17 protein-coding genes are annotated in these 23,098 nt (G+C 58.4%); 9 read left to right on the forward strand and 8 right to left on the reverse strand.

Annotated elements, in window-relative coordinates; genetic code table 11:
• The 8 genes from tssM to tssA form a co-directional block, all read right to left on the reverse strand.
• Positions 1–3,624, reverse strand: a complete 3,624-nt coding sequence (tssM, locus tag E8K88_RS16160) for a type VI secretion system membrane subunit TssM (protein WP_136407713.1) — start codon at positions 3,622–3,624, stop codon at positions 1–3.
• Positions 3,621–4,916, reverse strand: coding sequence for a DotU family type VI secretion system protein (locus E8K88_RS16165; RefSeq protein ID WP_136407714.1), 1,296 nt, complete (start codon positions 4,914–4,916; stop codon positions 3,621–3,623). The genes tssM and E8K88_RS16165 overlap by 4 nt, the downstream gene beginning before the upstream one ends.
• A gap of 13 nt (positions 4,917–4,929) precedes the next feature.
• Complete coding sequence (gene tssK / locus E8K88_RS16170) at positions 4,930–6,264, reverse strand: type VI secretion system baseplate subunit TssK (protein ID WP_136407715.1); 1,335 nt, start codon at positions 6,262–6,264, stop codon at positions 4,930–4,932.
• A 42-nt stretch (positions 6,265–6,306) separates the two neighbouring features.
• On the reverse strand, positions 6,307–6,858 hold the full coding sequence (gene tssJ, locus E8K88_RS16175; RefSeq protein ID WP_168797366.1) for a type VI secretion system lipoprotein TssJ: 552 nt from the start codon (positions 6,856–6,858) through the stop codon (positions 6,307–6,309).
• A 48-nt stretch (positions 6,859–6,906) separates the two neighbouring features.
• Positions 6,907–7,443 (reverse strand): OmpA family protein, encoded by a 537-nt coding sequence (locus tag E8K88_RS16180; RefSeq protein ID WP_205880108.1) that lies wholly within the window; start codon positions 7,441–7,443, stop codon positions 6,907–6,909.
• A gap of 61 nt (positions 7,444–7,504) precedes the next feature.
• Entirely contained in the window at positions 7,505–9,004 is a 1,500-nt protein-coding gene (gene tssC, locus E8K88_RS16185; protein ID WP_136407718.1) for a type VI secretion system contractile sheath large subunit, read from the reverse strand.
• Entirely contained in the window at positions 9,004–9,561 is a 558-nt protein-coding gene (tssB, locus tag E8K88_RS16190; protein ID WP_205880109.1) for a type VI secretion system contractile sheath small subunit, read from the reverse strand. The genes tssC and tssB overlap by 1 nt, the downstream gene beginning before the upstream one ends.
• 57 nt (positions 9,562–9,618) lie before the next feature.
• On the reverse strand, positions 9,619–10,680 hold the full coding sequence (tssA, locus tag E8K88_RS16195; RefSeq protein WP_136407719.1) for a type VI secretion system protein TssA: 1,062 nt from the start codon (positions 10,678–10,680) through the stop codon (positions 9,619–9,621).
• 403 nt (positions 10,681–11,083) lie between these two features.
• On the opposite strand from tssA, the gene E8K88_RS16200 reads away from it, so the two are divergent.
• From E8K88_RS16200 to E8K88_RS16235, 9 genes are all read left to right on the forward strand, one after another.
• Entirely contained in the window at positions 11,084–11,572 is a 489-nt protein-coding gene (locus E8K88_RS16200) for an Hcp family type VI secretion system effector (RefSeq protein WP_168797367.1), read from the forward strand.
• Between the two features lie 310 nt (positions 11,573–11,882).
• Entirely contained in the window at positions 11,883–12,863 is a 981-nt protein-coding gene (locus E8K88_RS18490; RefSeq protein WP_276606678.1) for a type VI secretion system Vgr family protein, read from the forward strand.
• Positions 12,821–14,149: a type VI secretion system Vgr family protein gene (locus tag E8K88_RS18495; protein ID WP_276606679.1), complete on the forward strand. Its 1,329-nt coding sequence runs from the start codon at positions 12,821–12,823 to the stop codon at positions 14,147–14,149. The genes E8K88_RS18490 and E8K88_RS18495 overlap by 43 nt, the downstream gene beginning before the upstream one ends.
• Before the next feature lie 13 nt (positions 14,150–14,162).
• Complete coding sequence (locus E8K88_RS16210) at positions 14,163–15,266, forward strand: DUF2169 family type VI secretion system accessory protein (protein WP_168797368.1); 1,104 nt, start codon at positions 14,163–14,165, stop codon at positions 15,264–15,266.
• A 3-nt stretch (positions 15,267–15,269) separates the two neighbouring features.
• Entirely contained in the window at positions 15,270–16,583 is a 1,314-nt protein-coding gene (locus E8K88_RS16215) for a Tle-like phospholipase domain-containing protein (protein ID WP_136407722.1), read from the forward strand.
• Positions 16,580–17,422, forward strand: coding sequence for an ankyrin repeat domain-containing protein (locus E8K88_RS16220; protein WP_136407723.1), 843 nt, complete (start codon positions 16,580–16,582; stop codon positions 17,420–17,422). The genes E8K88_RS16215 and E8K88_RS16220 overlap by 4 nt, the downstream gene beginning before the upstream one ends.
• A 135-nt stretch (positions 17,423–17,557) precedes the next feature.
• Positions 17,558–18,313, forward strand: coding sequence for a hypothetical protein (locus tag E8K88_RS16225; protein ID WP_136407724.1), 756 nt, complete (start codon positions 17,558–17,560; stop codon positions 18,311–18,313).
• Between the two features lie 24 nt (positions 18,314–18,337).
• Positions 18,338–22,558, forward strand: coding sequence for an RHS repeat-associated core domain-containing protein (locus E8K88_RS16230; protein ID WP_136407725.1), 4,221 nt, complete (start codon positions 18,338–18,340; stop codon positions 22,556–22,558).
• Positions 22,555–23,034: an SMI1/KNR4 family protein gene (locus tag E8K88_RS16235; protein WP_136407726.1), complete on the forward strand. Its 480-nt coding sequence runs from the start codon at positions 22,555–22,557 to the stop codon at positions 23,032–23,034. The genes E8K88_RS16230 and E8K88_RS16235 overlap by 4 nt, the downstream gene beginning before the upstream one ends.
• Positions 23,035–23,098 lie beyond the last annotated feature (64 nt).

The following is a 23,098-nucleotide window of genomic DNA, read 5'->3' on the forward strand; positions in this document are numbered from 1 at the left end:
TTACAGTCCGGACGGGCAGACAAAGCCGGTGAGTTCCTGAAGGCGGAAAGGGTTCTTGATACTGGAGGCAGTGATCTCGAAACGCACTTTGCGTCCCCCCACATCCAACTCGGCAGTGAACCGCTCTGGACTTGCGCCCGGTAGAATTTGTGCCTGGTCAAACAGGCGGTGCAAGGCCCACGCGCCTTCGGTCACCACGCCTGAGGCGCCTTGCGGCAGCGGCGGCTCAAACGACAGCCGCACCTGGTTGCTGCCACGTGTGCCCGGCCAGCTGACGGTGTGCGAGACATTCGGGCCATGTTGGTAGCGCACGATCTGGCCATCAACATCCAGGGTCATCGTGGTGATCGTCGAGTCCATTACCATCGGTTTGATGGCCAAAGTGATTTTGGGCGCGCCCGAGCCACCTCTGAAGAACACGTCTTTGATCACGCTGGCTTGCTCAAAAGCGGCAATAGCGACACCACCGCCCAAGCCGCCCTGCGCGCCCTCGCGCAATCGCCAGGGCTTGGCAGAGATGTCGACGTAGCTGGCCAGCTCTCTCTGGAAATACTCATCCATTCGGCCACCGGGGCCAAAGATGCGAGTGAAGTCATCGGGAGCGACTTCGCGCGTGGCGTTGCGCACCAGCGGGTAGCGGCCTTGAATGGCGTCACGGCAAGCACGGGTGACCATGCCGACCAGCTCATTGCTTTTGGCTCGGCGCGTCTCGCGCACGACCAACTGGCGGCTGTTGTCGGCCAGGGTTTCCAGCAGTTTTTTGCTGGGCTGCGGCAGGCGTGCGGCTTGTGAGCGCAAGCGATTGGGCAGATCACTCTCAGGTGGTGGGTAGCCACCAACCCGCGCGGCTTCTGCAGCGGCCAGGTACATATGCAACTCACCAAACGATTGAGCGGCCATCAGCAGTGGGGCGGCGGATTTGTCATCTGCCGTGCCCACCGCTTTGCGCAGTGCTTCAAAGCGGTTGTCGACAATCAGCTCAGGCCGCTCTTGCGGCGACAGCTCAGCGGGCATGGCACTGGGGCCGACGATGCGGTTGATGTCCTCATGCGTGGCCTGCACCGAGCGTCTGGCCCGGTCGAGCAAGGAGCGGTCGCTGCTGGATTCTTTGTTGACCTGGCTGAGCTGGGTTTCTTGCACGACCGCTTGCATGTAGCGCATCAGCGGTGAATCCGGCGAGGACAGCATGCTGGCCAACTCCGCCGCTTCGGCCAGATTGCTGGGCTCGACCAGCACCACGTCGTCCAGGTACTGTTCCCACTTGGCCACGTAGTCCCACATGTACAGGCGCCTGACTTCCAGCGCCAATTCACCGGACGCAATGGCTTTGAGCCGGTCTTTGGCTTGCGACTCCGACACCCCGAGAATCCACGAGTCGTCCTCGCCGGCACTGCGCACGGCCCGCTCAACCTCTTTGTCAAACAGCTCGTGGTAGCCACGGTAGGTGTAAAGCGAAGCCACGCCATCGGTCAAAGACTGGTTGCTGACCCGCCGAAACACGCGTGGCGCTTGCGGCCCCACTTGCGCCGCAACCGAAAACACCGGCAGGCGGTTGTTGTCCAAGAGGCGCGACAAACGCCGGTAGATGCGCTGCGAGATCGAGTACTGCGAGAGCCTGGCGCGCGTGGCATCGACCAGGGCCGCATCCATCAAGGTCGTGGGCAATACGCCATCAATCGCAATCAGGGCACGCACATGCTTCTCGATCGCCTGGCGCTCGGCTTGGCCTGCGCCTTGCGGCATGTTGTAGTCCCAGTCGGCCAGCATGAAGGCCACAAAAGCGTCGGCCTTGAAGTGCTGCGGCTCATGCATCATCACATAGGCCTTGAGGATCTCAAACGCGAACTCCAGATCATCCACCGCGACGGTGCGCAGCAACTGCTCCAAACGCTTTTTGATGGTGGGCGCAAAGCGCTGCGTCAACAAGGCGTCGTAGAGTGGCTTGGAGGCCGCGTTGATTTTCTCGCCCTGGTAGAGCCCAAAGGTCCACGGCCACAGCGGCTGGCTGACTTTGAATTGCGCGCTGTCAGGCAACTGCTCGGCCGCATTCAAATACGGCAGCAAGGCGTAAAGATTGCTGTCCACTTGCGCAGGCAAGGCCGGCAAGGTGCTGGCGAAACTGTCGCCCTTGTGGTCCACCTCGGCAATATAGGTCTGGTTGTTGCGGTAGCTGATGGCCCAGGCCGTGACAGCGGCTGCCAGCAGCAACAGGCACAGCGCATACACGGCGATGTGCGTGGCCCTGGCGCGCCGCTCCGCTTTGGGGTCCGAGCCGACGATATAGGCCTCGGGAAACACGACCTTGGTCAGCAGCTCGTGCAGGAAAAAGCTCTTGCCACTGCCCGCTTCGGTGCGTGGCTTATGGCGCGCCTCACCGGCCGCCTCCATCGAGGAGATGATGCGGTCAAACGGCGCGCCTTCCTGGGTACCGCTGGTGAAGTAAATGCCCCGCAGCAACGGCGCTTTGGCAAAGCGCGAGTCCACAAAAATATGGGTCACGGTGCTTTCAACCAGCGCGGCAATCGCACCGAATTCTTGAGGAAAGCCAAAGATCCGCCCACGGTGGTTGAGATCGGGCTCGGCCTGCAGCCGATCGACCAAACCGTCGTAGATGCGGGTGCACAGCAAGTCCATCTCTTGCTTGATCTGGGCTTGGTCGAGCTGGAATTGTCTGCTGGCAGGCAGTGGCAAGGTCAGCCCCCAGACCTGCTCGCGCCCGGCGCGGTCCAAATCGGCAAAATACTCATCGAAACCAAACAGCAAATCGCATTTGGTCACCAAGACATAGACCGGAAAAGACACGCCCAGACCGGCGCGTAGCTCTTCCAGCCGTGCGCGAATCACACCCGCATGCGTGGCACGCTCTTGCGCATTTTGCTGCAATAGCTCAGCCACCGAGAGCGTGACCACGACGCCATTGATCGGCTGCTGCGGGCGGTTTTTCTTCAGCAAACTCAAGAAACCCTGCCACTCAGCCTTGTCTGCCTGGCTGTCGCTGTCGTGGGTGGTGTAGCGCCCTGCCGTGTCGATGAACACGGCTTCATTGGTAAACCACCAGTCGCAATGGCGCGTGCCGCCACTGCCACGCACGGCCGCATTGCCAAATTGTTTGGCCAGTGGGAATGACAGGCCCGAATTGACCAGGGCCGTGGTCTTGCCCGCGCCCGGCGCGCCAATGATCGCGTACCAGGGCAACTCGTACACATAGCGCTTGCGGCGCATGATGCGGCCTAAAAAGGACGCGCCACTGCTTTGCTCAAAACGGGCCTTGCGCAAAATATCCAAGGCTTCGCCGAAGGTTTCTTCGAGCTTGTCAATATTCGCATCGGGCTGGGCGGTCGCGGCGCTTTCCTTGCTCAGCGCACCGCGAAACATGTCGGCCATGCGGCCATTGAGTTTGCTCACACGCCAGCGCTTGATCAGCCAGCGCAGCAGTACGAAGCCCAGCAAGATGCCAATGCACCAGTAGCGCGCCCGCGCGGACTCCAGCGGCCGATAATCGCCAAATGCAAACAGCGGACCGATGTACCAAATCAGTGCAATCAGCACGATCAGGCCAATCGTGACCCACAGCGCTTTGGAGCGAATCCAGCTCCAGATTCGCCATAACAGAGATGAAATCATGGTGCTCTCCTTGGTGCAGCACCTGTTGGAATGGCTGGCGCTTGGGCAGCGTTCTGGTTGAGTTGGCGGTGAATTTCTTCAGCCGACATCAGCACCGTGATTTCAACGCGGCGGTTGCGCGAGCGCCCTTCGGGCGTGCTGTTGTCGCCGATCGGATCGGCCTCGCCACGTCCTTCAAAGCGCACCCGTCCGGAAGAGAACTGGCCCAGGTAGCCGTCGAGGATTTTCTTGACCGACTCGGCCCGTGTCTGCGACAGATCCCAGTTGGAGGCAAAGCGCACACTGCGAATCGGCACATTGTCGGTAAAGCCGGTCACCACCACCTCGCCATCGACCTCGGTCAATGCCGCGGCAATGCGCCCCAGCACCGGCAAGTACTGCTGCTTGACTTCCACACGCCCGGAGTCAAACAAACCATCGCCGTTGAGCGTCACGACGCTGCGGTCGAGCATGTCGTTGACCTCCAGCAAGCCCGCCTTGATCTCGGGCTCCAAAAAACGGCGCAACCGCGGTGCAACAGGTGGATTGACATAAGCGGCCGCTTGCGTGGCGGGAATCTGCAGCCCGGCCAAGCGCGCATAGGTCACATCCGAGCGGTCCCCCAAGCTGAACAGGAACCACACATAAATGCAGGCGGCGATAAACGCGCACAAACAAGCGACCACCCAAGGCGGCACCATGCGCCAGGTGGGCGCAGCCGATTGCACACCTTGCCAGTGCGGAGACAGCCTGGCCTCATAACCGCCGTTGACGCGGTGCAAAATCGCGGCAATGCGGCGTTTCAAGATCTCCAGCTGTGAATAACCGTCGTCGACGATGCGAAACCGTCCCTCAAAGCCCAAAGCGTTGAGGTAGTAGAGCAATTCGATCAAATGGATGTGCCGCTCGGGGTTTTGCGCCAGGCGTCCAAGCAGTTGGTAGTATTTCTCTCCACCCCATGTTTCGTTGTGGAAGGTGACCAGCAGGCTGTGCTTGGCCCAGACCCCTCGGCTGCCCCAAGGGGTTTGGGCAGCGGTTTCATCCAAAGCGGTACACAAACAATACCGCGCGCCCACAATCTCTTCATGCGAGGCGCCGTATTCAGCCGCAAGGCGTTCAAACTCCTTGACTTCCACCAACAGCTTTTTGCGCAGCGCTGAGGGATCAGGCAAATGCATGATCTCGCGGATTTGCAGCATCAGATTGATCAGCCTGGCGGCGGCTTTGACCAGCGGATTGGTGCTGTGGGCCGCAGCGTTTGGCGAGCTGCCAGGCTGCTGCTGCCCACGTCGTGCATAGTTGTCTTGTTGCATGCTGCCTCAGCCTTTACTTGCGAATGGCCCAGCACTCAAGCTCTAAGCCTGGGAACTCACCTGCGATGTGCAAGGCCATTCCGGCACTTTTGTCCAGCTCACGCCACAGCACATGCTGGGTATCCAATTCAAAATAGTTGTAGCCTGCGTTGTAGGGCAACTCGCGCGGCGCGACCGGCAATGGTTTGAGTACAACGCCGGGCAAATGCAGGTTGACCAGGTCGCGGATTTTCTCGACCGGGCCAATCTTGACTTGCGTGGGAAAGCGCGTGTGCACCTGCTCAGCCGGCAAATTCGCATGGGCAGCCAAAACGAACGAGGCATTTTTGAGCAAGGTCTTGTCAGGAATCAGCGCCGTCTTGACGCCGTATTTGCGGTCTTGCAGCTCAATGCGCACGACTTTCTGATCCAGCACCACAGACAAGGCCTGGCGCAGCTCGATGATCAACGGGCGAAAGCTGTTTTCCAGGTCATCATGGCGGTAGGCTGGGAAATTCACCGGCCTGCGGCTGGTGGCCGTGAAGGCGGCCAATTCGCCCACCAGCGCCAGTAACTCGGAGTACAAGCGCTCAGGGTGCAATACCTCCACACGCTCCAGATGCTGCAACAGTGGCTGCCAGTGGTTGACGACCTTGAGCAGCAAAAACTCACCGACCTCGGACAAGCCGCGCCCGGCCGCAGACAGGCGCTGCGCCAGCACCTCACCGCGCTGGTGCAAGAGGCCAATCGCTTCACGCAAGTAACCGGCCAGCACTTCCTGGCCCATGCAGCGCAAAAACGGCGGCACATACTCGTCATCGAGGCGGCAGACATTGTTCGTCTGGCGCTCCACGACACGCACCACGCCCATGGCCATCCAACCGTGTGGCACTTCGGCCTCTGGCATCAGGCGAAAGCGGGGCAGACCGACCTGGATTTCAGACAGCCCGGCGCCGGCCTCGTTGCCGTCTCTGAGCTCAATCGAGTCGGCGATATAGCGCGCGCCGCTCGTACTGTCCTCTGTAAAAATAACGCTTTCAGCGCCCGTGCGCATCGGCGGCAAGACCAGGCACAGTTTGGCATCGCGCAAGTGCATCGGCACATCAAAGGCCACTTGCAGCTTGCCATCGTCACCGGGTACTTTAAAGGGCGTGCCATCGGGCAAGATGCCCTGGGCCCGGCGCAACAGGACGGTGCCCAAACGCAGCGCCTCCTCATCCACCTCTAATACGCTAAAACCCCAATGAAAGCCGACCAGGGCTGTGATGGACTGAAACAAACGCGACTCGACATAGCGCTCTTGCTGCTGGAAATGTTGGGACCGAAGGAACATGCCCTCAGACCAAATCACCTTGTTTTCGTAACCCATATCCGTCCCTTGATTCCAGGTCGCTGCGGCGACCTGGTTTGTTTATTGCATGTTTTGCGCATCACGAACCACCACCGATCGATCGGTGACGACCACATACAGCTTGGCCGTTGGCGAAACGCCTCCAGAGATCACCCGCCCAGCCAGATAAGGCGCAGGCAGGGGCGCAACGGCGCGCCAAACACTGCCCTCCAGATCGCGAAAACCCACGACCACGCCCAGGTAGCGGCTATTCGGTGCAGCGGTTCTGCGAATCACTCTGGTTTCACCGGGCAGCAAGACCTGCTGCTCACTGTGAATCAGCTCTTCACCAAGAACGGAAGAGTCGGATTGCTGCAATGCAAAAAAATCAGCGGACTGGAATGCGGTAGTGCCGGTCATTTCAAACACGCTCACCAACACGGGCGATGGCCGCTGGTTCTCGGCGGGATTGACGTTTTCTGCTGCGTAAACGGTAATCTCCAAAGGAACCGGCAACTCCTGCCTGGGGCCGCTGAGGCCTCCCAATGTGCCCAAGCCACCAGTCAACAAGCTGCTGCAACCAGCGCCCCATAGCGCAATGAAAGCAATAAGGACTGTTCTGATTAACACCATAGAAATCTGCGCTCCTTGCTTGTGCATTCACAAGTCCCAATTGACCAATTATTCAAAGGCCATACAGCGGCACTGCGGGCTGGCCTTCTGGCCAAGAATGGTGATTTCGACCCGCCGGTTGAGTGCCTGGCCCTCTTTCGTGCGGTTGTCCGCAATCGGCTCGTCAAAGCCGAAGCCTTTGGCCTGCATTCTTGAAGCATCGACTCCGCGGCTGCTGAGCGCCGCCATCACGGCCTCAGCCCGCTTCAAGGACAGTCGTACATTGGTGCTTTTGGCGCCCACATTGTCGGTATGCCCGGCAATCAGGATCTGCTTGTCAGCTGGTACGGTTTCGTTGAGGATGACGGCAACCTCATCAAAAAAGCCGGCCGACTGCTCCAGCAAGTCGGCACGGCCAACGCGAAACGTCGCGGCCGCATCGGAGCGAATCGTCAGCCCCCGATCGGTGCGCACCACCGAGTATTTTTCGGAAGGGGGGATTTGCGACTGCCAGTCCACGGCCGAAGTCTGCACCACCTCCTCGGCCACGGCTGCCTCTTGCGGCTTTTGCTCAAACAAGGCGCAAGCACACAAACTCAAGGACATTCCTGCCACTGCAAAAAGCTTATACATTTTGACCATGCTGTAGATGCTGCAGATAGAGGGGTTAGGACTTGTTCTCTTTGACAGATGGCAGTTTGGAGACCAGTCGCAAGCTCATGGTCAAACCTTCCAACTGGTAGTGCGGGCGCAGGAAGAATTTCGCGCCGTAATAACCTGGGTTATCGGGCACTTCTTCGACATACACCTCGGCTGCGGCCAGTGGTTTTCTGGCTTTGGTCTCCTGGCTGGAGTTGGCCGAGTCGCCATCGACGTAATTCATGATCCAGTCGTTGAGCCAGCGCTCAACATCCTCACGCTCTTTGAACGAACCGATCTTGTCGCGCACAATGCATTTGAGGTAGTGCGCAAAACGGCAGCAGGCAAACAGGTACGGCAGGCGGGCCGACAAATTGGCGTTGGCCGTGGCATCGGCGTCGTAGTATTCGGCCGGTTTTTGCAGGCTTTGCGCGCCAATAAAGGCCGCCACGTCGGTGTTTTTGCGGTGAATCAGCGGCATGAAACCGTTTTTGGCCAGCTCGGCTTCACGGCGGTCGGAAATGGCGATTTCGGTTGGGCACTTCATGTCCACACCGCCATCGTCGGTAGGGAATGTGTGGCATGGCAGGTCTTCGACCACACCACCGGACTCAACACCGCGGATCGAGGTGCTCCAGCCATAGAGCTTGAAGCTGCGGTTGATGTTCACCGCCATCGCGTAGGCTGCGTTCAGCCAGAGAAATTTCTGGTGGTTGGAGCCATCGACGCTTTCTTCAAAATCAAACGCATCAACCGGATTGGATTTGGCGCCATAAGGCAAACGGCCCAAAAAGCGCGGCATGGCCAGACCGATGTAGCGCGAATCTTCAGAATCACGCAGGCTGCGCCATGGCGCATATTCGGTGTTTTCAAAAATCTTGGTGAGATCGCGCGGATTGGCCAGCTCTTGCCAGGAATCCATTTGCATCAGCCCAGGATCGGCGCCGGAAATGAACGGGCAATGCGAGGCAGCAGAGATTTTGGCAATTTCTGCCAGCAACTCCACATCGGGTGCAGAGTGGTCAAAATGGTAGTCACCGACCAGGCAGCCATAGGGCGCGCCGCCCAATTGGCCATACTCTTCTTCATAAATACGTCTGAAAATCGGGCTTTGGTCCCAGCCAATGCCTTTGTGCCTGCGCAAAGTACGGTGCAGTTCTTTTTTGGAGATGTTCATCACACGGATCTTCAACATCTCATCGGTCTCGGTGTTGTTGACCAGATAATGCAGTCCGCGCCACGCAGATTCCAATTGCTGAAACTCTTTGTGGTGGATGATGAGATCAATCTGTTCGCTCATTTTGCGATCAATTTCTGCAATCATCGCCTCAATGGCGCGATACGCATCGCCCGTTAAGCTGACCGCTGAACCAATGGCTTGTTGCGCCAAAGTACGCACTGCCGTCTCGACGGCAGATTTTTGTTCATCGGTTTTAGGTTTGAACTCTTTTTCCAGCAATGCAGAAAAATCACTGCCGCTGGCAGTTTCAAGCGTCGATTTGGACAGCAGTTCTTTTGCTTCAGACATTACTCGTCTCCTTTTTCACCGCCAGTGGAAGATTCCGATGCCTTGTTTTTAGGCGCCGAGGCCAAGGCCTTGAGTAATTGCGCATCACCCAGCACTTCGGCCAATAAGTTTTCAGCGCCGCTTTTGCCATCCATGTAAGTCAGCAAGTTATTCAATTCGGTGCGTGCTTCCAGCAGCTTTTTCAAGGGTTCGACTTTTTCTGCGATGGCAGCTGGGCTGAAGTCATCCATGCTCTCAAACACCATGTCGACCGCGATATGGCCATCACCTGTCAAGGTGTTCTCGACCATGAACGCCACGCGGGGCTTGATGGCCTTCATGCGCTCGTCAAAATTATCAATATCAATTTCCAGGAATTTTCGATCGCTGACCGCAGGCAGGTCTTCGGCAGGCTTGCCCGACAAATCGGACATCACACCCATCACAAATGGCAACTGAATCTTTTTCTCCGAGCCATAAAGCTCCACGTCATATTCAATCTGCACCCGTGGCGCACGATTGCGCCCAATGAATTTCTGACCGCTTTTACCTTTTGCCACATCATTTCTAGTTGCCATTTGTCCAACCCCTTCACAATATATATGCCTTACAACAGGAATAACACTGCCTCTATATTAGGAAGATGCACCAGCATCTTCTGAGCCAGCAATCAATTGCAGTTGATTGACACCATCAGGCGCCAACTCCTTCACAATAGCCAGAAAATCCTTTCCTTTTAATCGCTCTATTCTTCGAATCAAAATAGGTGCGGGGTGAGAAGGCTCGTACTTCTCAAAATATTGTCTTGCCAAAGATAATGCCAAAAACGCATCAGACATCGATGCCAACTCTTTGGGCAGGCCCTCAAACAATTGAGTTTGAGGAGAATGAATAACCGCGGGTTTCTCACTGGCAGGCTCCAACTCGGCAGAAACCACCGGCTGCTCCACTACAGAACTTGGCGCATTGGCCGCAACCAAATCAGCAAAGGCATCCAAGAAACTGCGCAATTGGCTTAAATTGGGCCGGTATTCGGAATCGAGCTTGTCATTGAAGTGGCGCTCAATCTCCGCCACACTCTGGCTGGCAGCCTGGATGTGCTGCAACACCGCCTGGCTGGCCTGCGACTCTCTGGCAATGGCTTGCTGCAACTCTGGCAGTGAGCGCACTGGCGCGCCCTCTTCCACATCACGGCCTTTGAGCAAACGCTCGGCATCGCCGACTGTGATAGCGCCTACCGGCGTGGACAGAAAGGTGGCACGGCGCAATTGGCGCAGCACGCCATTGGCATCAGACAGAGCCGCCACGGCATTGGCCCGCAGCAAAGGATCGAACTCACCGTCAATTTCCAGGCGCGGGTGAACGCCCGTCCAGTAGCGCTCAAACCAATCGGCCATCAAAGCCAGGGATTCGGACCATCCTTGCACCCCGTATTTATGCGTTGCAGCCTGCGCGGTGACAGTCAATACACGCAAATCACGCGCGCTGGCCAGCAGGGCCGAGCCCAGTGAAAAAACCTCATTCCAATCTGGCTCACGCGCAGGCAACACGCTGCCACCAACCTGTCTCTCCTGTTGACCGGCAGCAGCAGTGAGCAATGCGATAAAAGTCGGCGCATATTCAAGATCAGGCCCACATTCAGAGCCGTCTTCCATCAAATTGTTGTGTGTAATTTGCAGATCAAAAATGGAAGCCATTTACCCTCACCCATGACCATTAATATTAAACGGTCTATTCAAGACCTAATCCAACAGGAGCAACAACGGATCAAGTAGACGCTTAATCATCTTAGCGACTCTACTCCGCATAAGCACGGACAGCGCCAGACGCCTCGCCCTCATTACTCTAGCACTCTACCGGTCTATTTTTTTACTAACTTATCCAGCACTTGTGCTATAGCGGCTGGATTACAGGAAAAATTGACCATTGTAGCGGCCACATCTTCAAAATTGAAAGGCAAATCCTAATACAAATAATTGATTGATGGTAGGATAATCCTTAAATTTCACAAAATGACACAGTCTTGATTGTCAATGAATTGACACATTGGCCCGCTATGCTACTGCACTTCTTCGTTCATTTATTTACAGGAGAATGGCAATGGCATCGTTACAAGACTTCTTTATCAAGATTGATGGCATCAGCGGCGAGTCCAAAGATTCCAAGCATGCAGGCTGGATCGACGTGTTGTCGTTCAGCTACGGCGTATCGCAGTCCAGCTCCAGTTTCACTGGCGGTGGCGCAGGCGTTGGTAAAGCATCCTTTGATGCGTTGGTGTTCGAGCACTATGCCGACAAAGCCACGCCGAACCTGATGCAGTACTGCGCGTCGGGCAAACACATCGGTGAAGTCAAACTGGAAGCGGCCAAAGTGGGCGATGGCTCACAGGTCTACTTCATCATCACCCTCACTGACGCCATCATCACCCATGCCGGTCCATCGGGCTCGACCGACGATGCGCGCGTCAAAGAGACGGTCGGCATCTCCTACTCCAAGATCAAAGTAGAAGTCAAAGAGCAGAACGCCAATGGCTCGCTGGGCGCAGCCACAACCGGAGGTTGGGACGTCAAGCAAAACGTACAGGCCTAAGAACGTGTTCATCACCTCCACGCAGCCGCGTTGGAGCCCCAAAAGGGACGGTGTGGGGCAAAACCGCAGTCGGGCTATCTGCCCGGCGAGAGTTTTTAACAAAGCAGTGCGCCTTTTGGGCTCCACCCCGAAGGACAAGGCATACAAAACGCACTGCGGCGTTGCCCACACTCCCGCTACAGACGAATGAGCAGCAAAAGGTGCTTTGCGCTGCCAATAAGCCGCCGGCCTTCGCTGCGGCTTACGCTCGATCTGCCCCCCCACACTCGCGCCTGGGCATGGCAACTGCCTAGATAAATGGAGAGCTTGGATGAATCGCTTTTTAGTGGCCCACACGCCGTTGGGGCAAGACTTATGGGCCTACAGCCTCATAGGCCGAGAGGCGCTGAGCACGCTGTATGAATTCACCATCGGCTTTAAAAGCGACAACGCCAACATCGATTGCCAGGCTTTGATTGGCGAGGTCGCCAGCATTGAGCTCGAAGCGCAAAACGGCGTTCGGCGCTTCTTCAGCGGACAGATGGTGCGCTTTGCCGCTTTGGGCAAACGCGGCAAACACTGGCTGTATGAAGCCAAGCTGGCACCCAAGCTCTGGCATGCCGGTCGGCAGAGCGACTTCAAAATCTGGCAAAGAAAAACCGTCCAGGACATCGCCGACGAAATCCTCGGCAAGAACGCCATCAAGTACGAATGGCGCATCAAGCAAAATCTCAAAAACTGGGAATACAAAGTCCAGTACGGCGAAACCGATTTGGACTTTCTTAGCCGCTTGCTCGAACACGAAGGCATCTACTACTGGTTTGAGCACAGCCAGGCTGGCGAAAACCTGGTGCTGGCTGACCACTTCACCACACCAGAGCCGTTTGGAGGCTACGAAAACATTCCCTTTTACCCGCCCGACGAAGCGCGTGAAGACGAGGACCATTACTGGGACTGGCACATGGCGCGCGAGCCTGAGCCCGGCAAGCTCAGCCACAGCGACTACGACTTCAAAAAACCCAGCACCAACCTCGCCACCGAAAGCAATGACCCGCGTGGGCATTTGTTTGACCAGTACGAAATCTACCAATACCCCGGCAACTACACCGAGCCTGCGGACGGCAGCCAATACGCCAGCGCCCGGCTGGAAGCCTGGCAAGCCGCACAAGACCGCATCATCCTGCGCGGCAAGGTACGCGGCGCCACGCCAGGCCACCGCTTCNCCTGCGCGGCAAGGTACGCGGCGCCACGCCAGGCCACCGCTTCGGCCTGTGGCGTCACCCCAGACAAGACCAGAACCGCGACTTGCTGATTGTCTCAGCCCGCTATGAGGCAGAAGACAACGACTACGAAAGCCGGGGCGACAGCCTGGGCGTGCACTTCTTTGTCGAAGTAGAAGCCCAACCAGCCGATCGCGGCTTCCGGCCCATCACGCCCAGACAAGCGCCCAGAGCCCGAGGACCAGAAACGGCCGTCGTTGTTGGCCCAGCCGGGGAAGAGATTTACACCGACGAATACGGCCGCGTCAAAGTGCACTTCCACTGGGACCGCTATGGCGCTAAGGACGGCACGGATTCGTGCTGGATACGTGTGGCCAGCACTTGGGCGGGCAGCAACTTTGGCGGCATCCACATTCCCCGTATCGGGCAAGAAGTCATTGTTGACTACGAGTACGGCGACCCTGATAGGCCCTTGATCACAGGCCGTGTCTACAACGCAGGGCAAATGCCGCCCTGGGGGCTGCCAGCCAACAAAACCCAGTCTGGCTTTTTAACCCGCTCCACCTCTGGCGGCGCAGCTGGCGATGGCCTGCGCGATGGCACGGGCGATGCCAATGCGCTGCGCTTTGAAGATGCCAAGGGCCAGGAGCAATTGTGGCTGCATGCGCAAAAAGACCAGCTCACCGAAGTTGAGAACGATGAGGACAAGTGGGTGGGCAATGACAGGCGCAAGGAAATTGACCGGGATGAATTCAATACCATCCACCGCGACCGCACCGAGGTGGTAGACCGCAACGAGAAGATCAACGTCCATGGCTGGCGCACTGAAGAAGTCGATTTGGATGAAACGCTGACGGTGCACAAAAACCGCAGCCGTCGGGTGGACCTCAATGAAAACGTCAGCATCGGCCAATCGCGCACCAAGAATGTCTCCAAGCACGAGAAGGACAGCATTGGCCGCAACTGGTCGATCAATGTCGGGCGCTTCAAAACCGAGACCATTGGCTTGGCGTATATGCAAAACGTCGGCATGGCCAAAATGGTCAATATCGGCATCGCCTACAACCTCAATGTGGGCATGACGATGATCACCAACGTCGGCCAAAGCCGCAAAGACACGATTGGCAAGACCCACCATATCCAAGTGGGTGAAATGTACGAGCTCAAAGTCGGTGGCGGCGGTGGTAGTGGCAGTAGTGCCGCAGGCGATGCCGGTGGCGCGTCGATCACGTTGGATGGCAGCACCATCCGCTTCAAGGTCGGTGCCAGTGTGATGGTCCTGCAAGCCGATGGCAGCATCACGGTCAATGGCAAGCGAATCGATGTGGTCGGCTCCAAGCACATTGGCATGGAGTCCGAACGCATTGATCTCAATTGAGAGGGCCGCAAGCATGACCAAGCCGCCCTACGTTCTCGAATCTGGCATTCAAGCGGCCGCGCTGCCAGAGATCCGCAACCACACGCAGTTTCCCAGCCAGTATTTTCAGATGATGGACAGCGACGACCATCTGTTCCATGTGCTGGTCAGCCGCGTCAGCTACGACTTGCTCAACCTCGATGCCAACGCCATGCCGCGCCTGGCCAAAACGCAAACACCCCTGGTGCAAGCCGATCAGTTTTATGGCCAGCCCAATACCAGCGCGCTGATTCAAGAGAGCGATTTTGCGCCCTACAAGCCGCAATGCGACATTGTGTTTGCCCACGCCAACGCCTACGCGCCAGGCGAACAAGCAGTCCAGCGCTGGCCGGTGGGCGTGCGCGTTGGCGACTGGAGCAAGTTGCTGATGGTGTGTGGGCCGCGCACCATGGCAGCTGGCCTGATGGGCTACAAGCTCAGCGAGCCAGCCCCGGCGATTCAGGTTCCGCTGCGCTATGAGCTGGCGTTTGGCGGTGCGCAACAACCAGATCCAACGCGGCCAACCGAGCTCGCCGGGGCGCAGGCCATGTACCTGCCCAATCCAATTGGCTGTGGCTGGCTTGGCAAGGCAGGACTCCAAAAAACCAAGCAGGCCGCAATGCGGGCGCCGCAAATCGAAGTCTTTAACCAGGCGCTGGATGACGCGGCACTGGCCCGCCAAAACTACCCGGTAGTAGGGCTTGGCGCCATTGGTCGCTGGTGGCAACCACGGGTGGATTTGACAGGCACTTATGACGCGGTGTGGCAGGAGCATCGCTGGCCCAGATTGCCTAAAGATGCCAACCCCGCCTACTGGAACTGTGCGCCCGAAGACCAGCAAATCGCCTGGCCTAAGGGCGGTGAAGAGATTCTGCTGGCGGGCCTGACACCGGGCGGCGGGCGCTTCAAAGCCAAGTTGCCAGACCAGCCGCCGTATGCCTTGGCGCGCTTGCATGCGGGCCCGATTCTGCCGCGCAGCATGCATTTGGACACGCTGCTGTTTGACATGCACACAATGACCCTGAGCTGCGTGCACCGCATGCTGATTGCCGCCGATGCCGGAGTGCGAGTGCTGGAGATCCGGCGTAAAGAGGACTGAGTCATGGCCACAGAAAATGCGACCGCCAAAGATGGTGATTTTGTCTTAATCAACCTGTTGCCGGATGTTTGCCTGACTCCCAGCAAAAATGGCCAGCCCATCCCCTACCCGATCATGCATGCGATGGACCAGAGCCGGCAATGCTCGCCCAATGTGTTCTTTCGCGGCCATCCCGCCTACCTGCATGACGAGAGTTATGTCGATCGTGTCAAAGGCGATGAACCAGGGGCAGGCAAAGGCGTGGTGTCTGGCACCCATATCACGATCAGCCGCAGCGAACAACACAGCAAGAGCGTGTTCATCAATGGCAGGCCGCTGGTGCGCACGGGCGACCAGGTCTGGATGAACCGCGCCTCGCCCGGCAACGCAGGCGCGCCCCATGCAGGCCGTGGCAAAAAGGCCCGCTGGCAATGCCGCAAAGGCCAGATTGCCGCAGCCAAAAGCCAGCTTGTCGACATGCCAGCGGGCCCGCAAAAAGACCAGCTCCAGCAGGCCACCGAACGCTTTGAGCGCAACAACGTGGCGGTTGAAAAAGCCCGGCTCGCACAGGATGTCTACAGCCCGGATACGCCCAGCGGTGCCACGCCTGAGGGCTGGACCGATATTAGCAACGACCCAGACAAGCTGCAGCAATATGGGCTGGAGCAAGCCGATCTGGCGCAGGAAGGATCGAATTTCCGCGCCAAGCTCTATGAGCCCGATCCTGCAGTGTTTGGCAACGACATGCCCTCGATGGCGGTGTTCAAGGGCACCCAAAAGGGCGAGGACTGGAAAAACAACTTCGCCCAAGGCGTCAATATGCATTCCAACTACTATGAGAGTGCAGTCGGCATTGGCAAAAAAATCAAACGCTCTGGCGCCAGTGTCGAGATCGCCGGCCACTCACTGGGCGGCGGTTTGGCCTCCGCGGCTTCGCAGGCCAGTGGCATGCCGGCCACGACCTTTAATGCCGCGGGCTTGCATCGCAGCACGGTCGAGCGCTACGGTGCCAGCGTGCACCCCACTGAAATCCAGGCGTACCGGGTCGATGGCGAAATCCTCACCGGCGTGCAGGAGTCTGGCTGGAGGGGCACGGCCGCCGTGGCCAGCGCGGGCTTTGCCGTTGGCGGTATCAAAGGCGCTGCAGTCGGCGTACTGGCCCAATGGGGCTTGTCGGGACTGATGCCCAATGCCGCTGGCACGCCCTACCCGATCGATGGCAGTGGCATCAATCCGATTGATCGACACGGCATGGACCAGGTGATTGATGGCATCGAAGCGCAAAAAACCGCCGACCAGGCCACCATTGCCACGGCAACAGGAAAGACATGCGGATGAAACCATCCTCCAAACAACCACGCTGGCAGCGCCGCGGCATGCTGGCCACACTGGCGGCCTTGCTGACCGCCTGCCTGCCCATTCCCAGTCAAGGAAACCGATTCATGTCCCAACAGTACCGAGCAGAAGACTTCTTTCGTGGCCATTACCTGGAAATGGCCAAGGCCATTGAAGCAGGTGATATGGCGCGCCTCAAGCAGCTGGCCCAGGGCCAGGACCTCTCGCTCAAAGGCGAGCAGGACATGGACTTGCTGTGGTTTGCCATCCTGCGCGAACAGTTCGACGCGATCAGTGCGCTGATCGCACTGGGTGTCAATCCCGATGCGCAGATTGCCCAAGGGCTTGGCAGCGCGCTGGAGGCGGCCTTCCAGAAGCAGAATGACACACGTTTTTTGCGGGCCATGCTCGATGGCGGGCTGGACCCCAACCATCGCTATCCGCAAAGAAAACTGATGCTGCAGCGCGGCGTGGCAGCGGGCCTTGCCCATGTCCAGTTACTGCTGGCGCGTGGCACGCGCATCAACGACCAGGACAGCATTGGCGCCAACGCACTGTACGAGGCGATCAGCCGCATCAAACCGGACATCGCCGCTTACCTGATCGAGCAAGGCGCAGACATCCATGCCCCCACCGTCAATGGCGTCACCCCTGCCTGGTCAATCCACGAGTCGATTGAAGAAATACGCCCGGGCCAGCCTGTGCGCGCGCAGTTCGAGCAGTTGCGCGAGCGCTTGATTCGCCAAGGCGAGACATGGCCCCCCCTGGCGCCTGCGCAAGTGCGCGTGCAAATGCAAGCCAGGGGCGACAAAGTGGTGATGCCGAAAAACCCTGCGCGCTAAGCAAGGTGCCCCCGACATGCCCAGCCGCACTATGCCCATGGCCATTCTTGCGTCTGTGATGCGAACTCGGCACAGGCGGGCGCGCATCGCAGTGGCCCCCTCATCCCCTGTCAGCAACAAGGAGCCTTGATTCTTATGGCTGGTAACGGCAACAGTGCAGCCGCCATGACAGGCGTGCTCAGCAATGGCAGCTCTGCCAATATCTACGTGCTTGGCAGCGACCTCGTACGCGTTGATTTTGCCGATGTGGGCCCAGTCGACTATACCCTCGAAGGCTATGAAAGCCTGCGCAGCTTCCACCCTGGTTTGCCAGAAGTCGAGCCGATTGAATGGGCCGAGCAGACGCAGGCCAGCATCCAGCCCAATGGCTATCCCCAGCCAGGCCCCAATGCCAATACCACGGGCCTGATCACCCCCAAAACCCAGGCCGCAGCGCCTGGGGCGAGCAGCAACCCGTCTGGCGGCGCAGAAACCGCAGCCGAGCAAGGCTGGTGGGGCAGCTGGGGCTCAGGCGTATTGCATGGCGTGCTGGATGTAGCGGGTCTGGTGCCGGGTTTTGGTGAAGTCGCAGACCTGGCCAATGCCGCCGTTTATGCGGCCGAGGGCGATTACACCAACGCCGCCATCAGCGCGGCCGCAGCGATTCCTTTTGCGGGCTGGGCCGCCACGGGTGCCAAAGCGGCCAAACGCGTGGGCGACGCCGTAGACACCACGCGTACGGCCACGACGGCCGCAGAAGCGGCCGTCAAAGGCGGTCGCGAAGCAGCAGACACCGCCGCTGGCGCTGCCGCCAAAAAAGCCGATGACGTCCCTGCTGGCAATGCCGGCGGGCGTGTGGATGGCAAGCGCAAATCCGACGATGGCAAAGCCGATGGCCCTTGTGCCTGCTAGTCCACCTGCGAAGAGAAAGACCCCATGAGCCACCTACCTGAGAGCGTGCAACTGGCAACAGGCGCTTGTATCTTGCGAAGTTCGTCTGATCTGGACTTTGTTCTGGACGGCATCATGCCCTTGCATTGGCAGCGTGTCTACGCATCGGCCAATGCCCACCCTGGCAGCAACAGCTACCTGGGGCCTGGCTGGTCATCGCCCCTATCGTATGCACTGGAAGTGGCCGATGACAAGCTGTACTTTGTCGATCTGCAAGGCAGGCGCACGCAGTTTCCGGCATTAGAGATTGGCGCCGGTTTCTTTTCGCCCTACGAACTCACGCACTTGCAAAGAACGGGACCAAGCCAGTATGAACTCATGTTGCCCAGCGGCATCCAGCTCGGCTTTGCGGCACGGCCATCGCTGCATTTCAGCTCGCCACTGGAGCCCCGGCCAGAAGGTACAGGCGCTGCAGCGCAGATCGGCACGCCCCGCCAGCGCCATTTGCCACTGCAGCACATCACCGACCGCCACCGCAACGGTTTCAGCATCGAGTACGACCGGCTGGGCTTGCCCGTGCAACTGGTTTGTACCAGTGGCGACCGATTGCAACTGCGCTTTGACCACAGCAGCGCAGGCGCGGCCCGCTTGCGGTCCATCATCCTGCTGACCGAAGCTTCAGATCACAGCCGATTAGGACTGAGCCCCGCGCAGCAATTATTGGTGCAATACCAGTACAGCGCCGCAGGCGATCTGGTGGCCGTGCTGGATGCAGAGCAGCAAGTGTGCCGCCAGTTTGAATACCACCAGCACATGCTGGTTGCCGAGCACGACATCAGCGGCCAAAGCACCCGCTATCTGTGGAGCGAGCACCGCCCCACAGGCCAGGTCATGCGGGTTGAAGCCTCCAGTGGCAGGCACTGGAGCCTGCACTACACCACCGTCGATACCACGCTCCATAGCGCCGATGCGCCCAACGCCTGCGCCTACACCACTGTCGTGCAAGAGCAAGCTGGCAGTCTCACACGCCGAAGCAGCCACAATTTCAATGCCGACAAACACCTGATTGCCCAAACCGATGCCTTGGGCCATACGCGCCACACCAAGCGCGATCGCTATGGCCAGATACTGCAGCAAACAGACCCGCTAGGCCATACCACACACTATCGCTACGACCTGCACGGCCAGTTGCTTGAGCGCAGCCAAGCCGATGGTGCCACACACACGCTGGTTTGGAATGCCTTGCGCAAGCCAACTGCCATCACCGATGCCTTGGGACAGACCGTGCGCAGAAGCTACGATGCGCTGGGCAGCCTGGTGCAAAGCACCGATGCTCAAGGCCATACCACCAGCTACGACTACGATGGCCGCGGCCTGCCCATCCGCATCACCGATGCGCTAGGCAAAACCAAACAGTTGCGCTATAACCGGCGCGGCCAGCTGATTGCCTACACCGACTGCTCTGGGCAAACCACAGAGTTGTGCTGGAACGAAGAAGGCCAGCTTGTCAGCCGCACGGACGCGCTGGGCCACATGACGCGCTCCGAATACCAGCGCATCAACCGCCGCCTGCGCCTGGTGGCCCACCACCTGCCCGATGGCAGCAGCGAGCGCTTTGCCTATGACACAGCCGGTCGCTTGTCGCTGCACCAGGATGCACTGGGCCAGCGCACCCATTACCGGCTCAATCCCGCAGGCCAACCGCTGGCGCGCACCAATGCCCTGGGCCATAGCCTGAAGTACCAATACGATGGCTTTGGCCGCTTGGCCGCTTTGACCAACGAAAACGGCGCGCACTACCGTTTTGCCTGGGACAAGTTGGACCGGCTGCTGGCCGAGCAAGGCTTTGATGGGCGGCGCATCGACTACCGCTACAACAGCGCGGGCCATTTGCTGGAGATGGCCGATGGCATGCCGCAAGGCAGCGCCTGGATGGCCCCAAGCGCCAAGGCCATTCGCAGCCATTACCAGCGCGATGCCCTGGGCCGGCTGCTGGAGCGCCTGGTCCATCAGCCGGGGCTGCAGCCAACGCCTGGCACACCCAAACTCCAACGCACGCGCTTTCAGTACGATGCAGCCGGCCAACTCACCTTGGCACGCAATAGCCAGGCGCGCGTGCAACTGCACTACACCGCCAATGGCCAGATCAGCAGCGAAGTCCTGCAGACACGCTGGGGCCAGCACAGCCCGCTGGTGCATCGCTATGACGCGCTGGGCCACCGCACCAGCACGCGCTTGCCCGATGGCCGCAGCCTCAACAACCTGCACTATGGCGCAGGCCATGTGCACCAGATCCATCTGGATGGCGAAGTCATCTGCGACTTTGAGCGCGATGCCTTGCACCGGGAAACATCGCGCAGCCAAGGGCTGCTGGCCAGCCACTACCAACTCGATGCCATGGGGCGGTTGCTCGCCAGTGCAACACAAGCACAACCCCAAGCCCAATCACCGACGCTGCGCCAAGCCCAGCCCACCTCAGCCAGCATCGCCAGGCGCTACCACTACGACCAAGCAGGCCAGTTGCTGCGCATCGATGACAGCCGCAGCGGTGCGACCCACTACCAATACGATGCGATTGGCCGCTTGACACAAGCGCTTGCGCCCAGCGGCAACGAGCGTTTTGACTTCGATCCTGCGCACAACCTGATTAGCCCCCTGCCACCCCAAGCGCACCAGGGCCAAGCGGGCTCAGCACCTGCCGATGGCGCCGATAACCCCGGTTGGCAAGCACAAAACCAAGCGCAATGGGCCCAATACGTCAGGCAGCACTTCGACAACCCCGCGTTCAATCCACTGCAAACCAGTGCTTCAGACAACGACAAGCAAGCGAGCCCAGAACAATGGAGCCAGAGCAACAGCAACCGCCTGCGGGTCTGGCAAGAACACCGCTACCAGTACGACCGCTGGGGCAATTGCATCCATAAGAAAAGCGGGCCACGCCAAGAGCAACACCTGGTCTGGGATGGTGAGCACCAGCTCGTCAGCGTCACGATCCAGAACCAACAGCAGCAAGCCGGCCGGCACGAACGCTGGCACTACGCCTACGACCCGTTTGGCAGGCGCATTGCGAAGTGGCAAGCCCAAGAGCCAAAAAGCTCTGGCAAACTGCCAGCCGCACAGACCAACACCATCACCCACTTCAGCTGGGATGGCAATCGGCTGCTGGCCCAATACTCGCCCTGCATGCCCGCGCGCGTGCAAACGAACGCTGCAACACCCACAAAGCCAAACAATTCCGTGGCGCATTACCAGCACCGGTTGTATGTGTATGCACCAGAAAGCTTTGTGCCGCTAGCACAGATTGAAAGCCTTTGGGCAGGCGATGGCCAAGCCAAGGACTTACCCAGCCACAACCCCCTCTTGCAACAAATCAGCCAAACGGCCCAGACAGATCCCGCGGCCTGGAATCAACACGTGGTGCCGCTGCTCAAAAAGCTGCAAGCCAAGCTCAGCGCGCAAGGCATTGAAACGGGCACAGACCAGGCCAAGCAAGCGATCGACAGCCGAATTCTTTATGTACACACCGACCACTTGGGCACGCCCAAGGAATTGACCGACCACAGCGGCCAAATCGTCTGGAGCGCCCGCTACCGGGCTTGGGGCAAAGTCGAGGCGATTGACTACCCTGCCACCAGGCAAACCATCCAAAGCGGCAATACCCTGCAAACGCAGTGGCGCGATCAGGAGGCGTCTTCCCGCCCCGAGCACAACCTGCGTTTCCAAGGGCAGTATGCGGACCAGGAGACGGGGCTGCATTACAACCGATTCAGGTACTATGATCCGGACTGTGGCAGGTATCTCTCTCAGGATCCGATTGGCTTGTACGGAGGCTACAACCTCTACCACTATGCGCCCAATCCGACCGAGTGGGTAGACCCGCTAGGGTTGGACAAGAAGAAAAAATGCTATGACATTGTTCCCTACAGGCCGACCATTCCTGGTCTTGAAAATCACCATGGCGTGATGGATGTGTGGGCAACGCATAACATTGAAGGCTATAAAAGCCGTGCATCGCACAACCCAACCATGGCTTTAGAGCCTGATCTTCACGATGCGACAAAAGGCATTTACAGAGACTGGCTGGAAGAGAAAACCGGCAGACGTGTGGGCGGAAAAATTGACTGGACCACAATCAGTCTCGAAGAAGCCACCGCGCTGAGCGAAAAAATGTTTGACGCAGCAGACGTACCCAAAGAAGCCAGAGACAATTATTACGACGCGTTTGAAAAATACCAGGCCAATGGCTGCAAGGAATTTCCACAATGAAAGCACTGATTGACTCCATACAAGCCAAACCTCAGCACCTGGTACGAGCGCCCAAAGCCATCACCAACCAGACTGTATTGGCGCTGCCCGATCACCATGAAATCAAGGTTTTTTATAGCCTGTGCGACGGCATTGTTTTCAACACCCACAGCGATTACCCACTTGCAATAGTAGAGAGCGCCTCGTTCCTACCATCCAACGACGTTATCTTAGGTGAGAGTCATCCAGAAGATATTTCCAACGAATGGTACATACTCGCCCAAGGAAGCAGCGGTGAGTACCTCTCCTACGATTTGGCTTCGCAACGCCAGGGCCAGGTTTATGACAGCTTTATTGATAGATACGGCATCGCTGGCTCAAGCCTGATCATTGCACAATCGCTGGTCGATTTCTTAGAAAAAATGACCAACCACAAAGCATCGGAGCACTACTGGCTAGCCGAGGGCTTTAGTGGATATGGTGATGCGTACGATTAACTGTCGCATCCCGGACGATTACCATGGGCTGAAGTAAAAAATGGCGTGCTAATCGTCTCAAACA

This window comes from Lampropedia aestuarii (assembly GCF_004803635.1).
GTDB lineage: Bacteria > Pseudomonadota > Gammaproteobacteria > Burkholderiales > Burkholderiaceae_C > Lampropedia > Lampropedia aestuarii.

Coding starts and splice junctions, on each gene's coding strand:
- tssM (WP_136407713.1), bottom strand. CDS start 3,624: ATGATTTCATCTCTGTTATGGCGAATCTGGAGCTGGATTCGCTCCAAA.
- E8K88_RS16165 (WP_136407714.1), bottom strand. CDS start 4,916: ATGCAACAAGACAACTATGCACGACGTGGGCAGCAGCAGCCTGGCAGC.
- tssK (WP_136407715.1), bottom strand. CDS start 6,264: ATGGGTTACGAAAACAAGGTGATTTGGTCTGAGGGCATGTTCCTTCGG.
- tssJ (WP_168797366.1), bottom strand. CDS start 6,858: ATGGTGTTAATCAGAACAGTCCTTATTGCTTTCATTGCGCTATGGGGC.
- E8K88_RS16180 (WP_205880108.1), bottom strand. CDS start 7,443: ATGTCCTTGAGTTTGTGTGCTTGCGCCTTGTTTGAGCAAAAGCCGCAA.
- tssC (WP_136407718.1), bottom strand. CDS start 9,004: ATGTCTGAAGCAAAAGAACTGCTGTCCAAATCGACGCTTGAAACTGCC.
- tssB (WP_205880109.1), bottom strand. CDS start 9,561: ATGGCAACTAGAAATGATGTGGCAAAAGGTAAAAGCGGTCAGAAATTC.
- tssA (WP_136407719.1), bottom strand. CDS start 10,680: ATGGCTTCCATTTTTGATCTGCAAATTACACACAACAATTTGATGGAA.
- E8K88_RS16200 (WP_168797367.1), top strand. CDS start 11,084: ATGGCATCGTTACAAGACTTCTTTATCAAGATTGATGGCATCAGCGGC.
- E8K88_RS16210 (WP_168797368.1), top strand. CDS start 14,163: ATGACCAAGCCGCCCTACGTTCTCGAATCTGGCATTCAAGCGGCCGCG.
- E8K88_RS16215 (WP_136407722.1), top strand. CDS start 15,270: ATGGCCACAGAAAATGCGACCGCCAAAGATGGTGATTTTGTCTTAATC.
- E8K88_RS16220 (WP_136407723.1), top strand. CDS start 16,580: ATGAAACCATCCTCCAAACAACCACGCTGGCAGCGCCGCGGCATGCTG.
- E8K88_RS16225 (WP_136407724.1), top strand. CDS start 17,558: ATGGCTGGTAACGGCAACAGTGCAGCCGCCATGACAGGCGTGCTCAGC.
- E8K88_RS16230 (WP_136407725.1), top strand. CDS start 18,338: ATGAGCCACCTACCTGAGAGCGTGCAACTGGCAACAGGCGCTTGTATC.
- E8K88_RS16235 (WP_136407726.1), top strand. CDS start 22,555: ATGAAAGCACTGATTGACTCCATACAAGCCAAACCTCAGCACCTGGTA.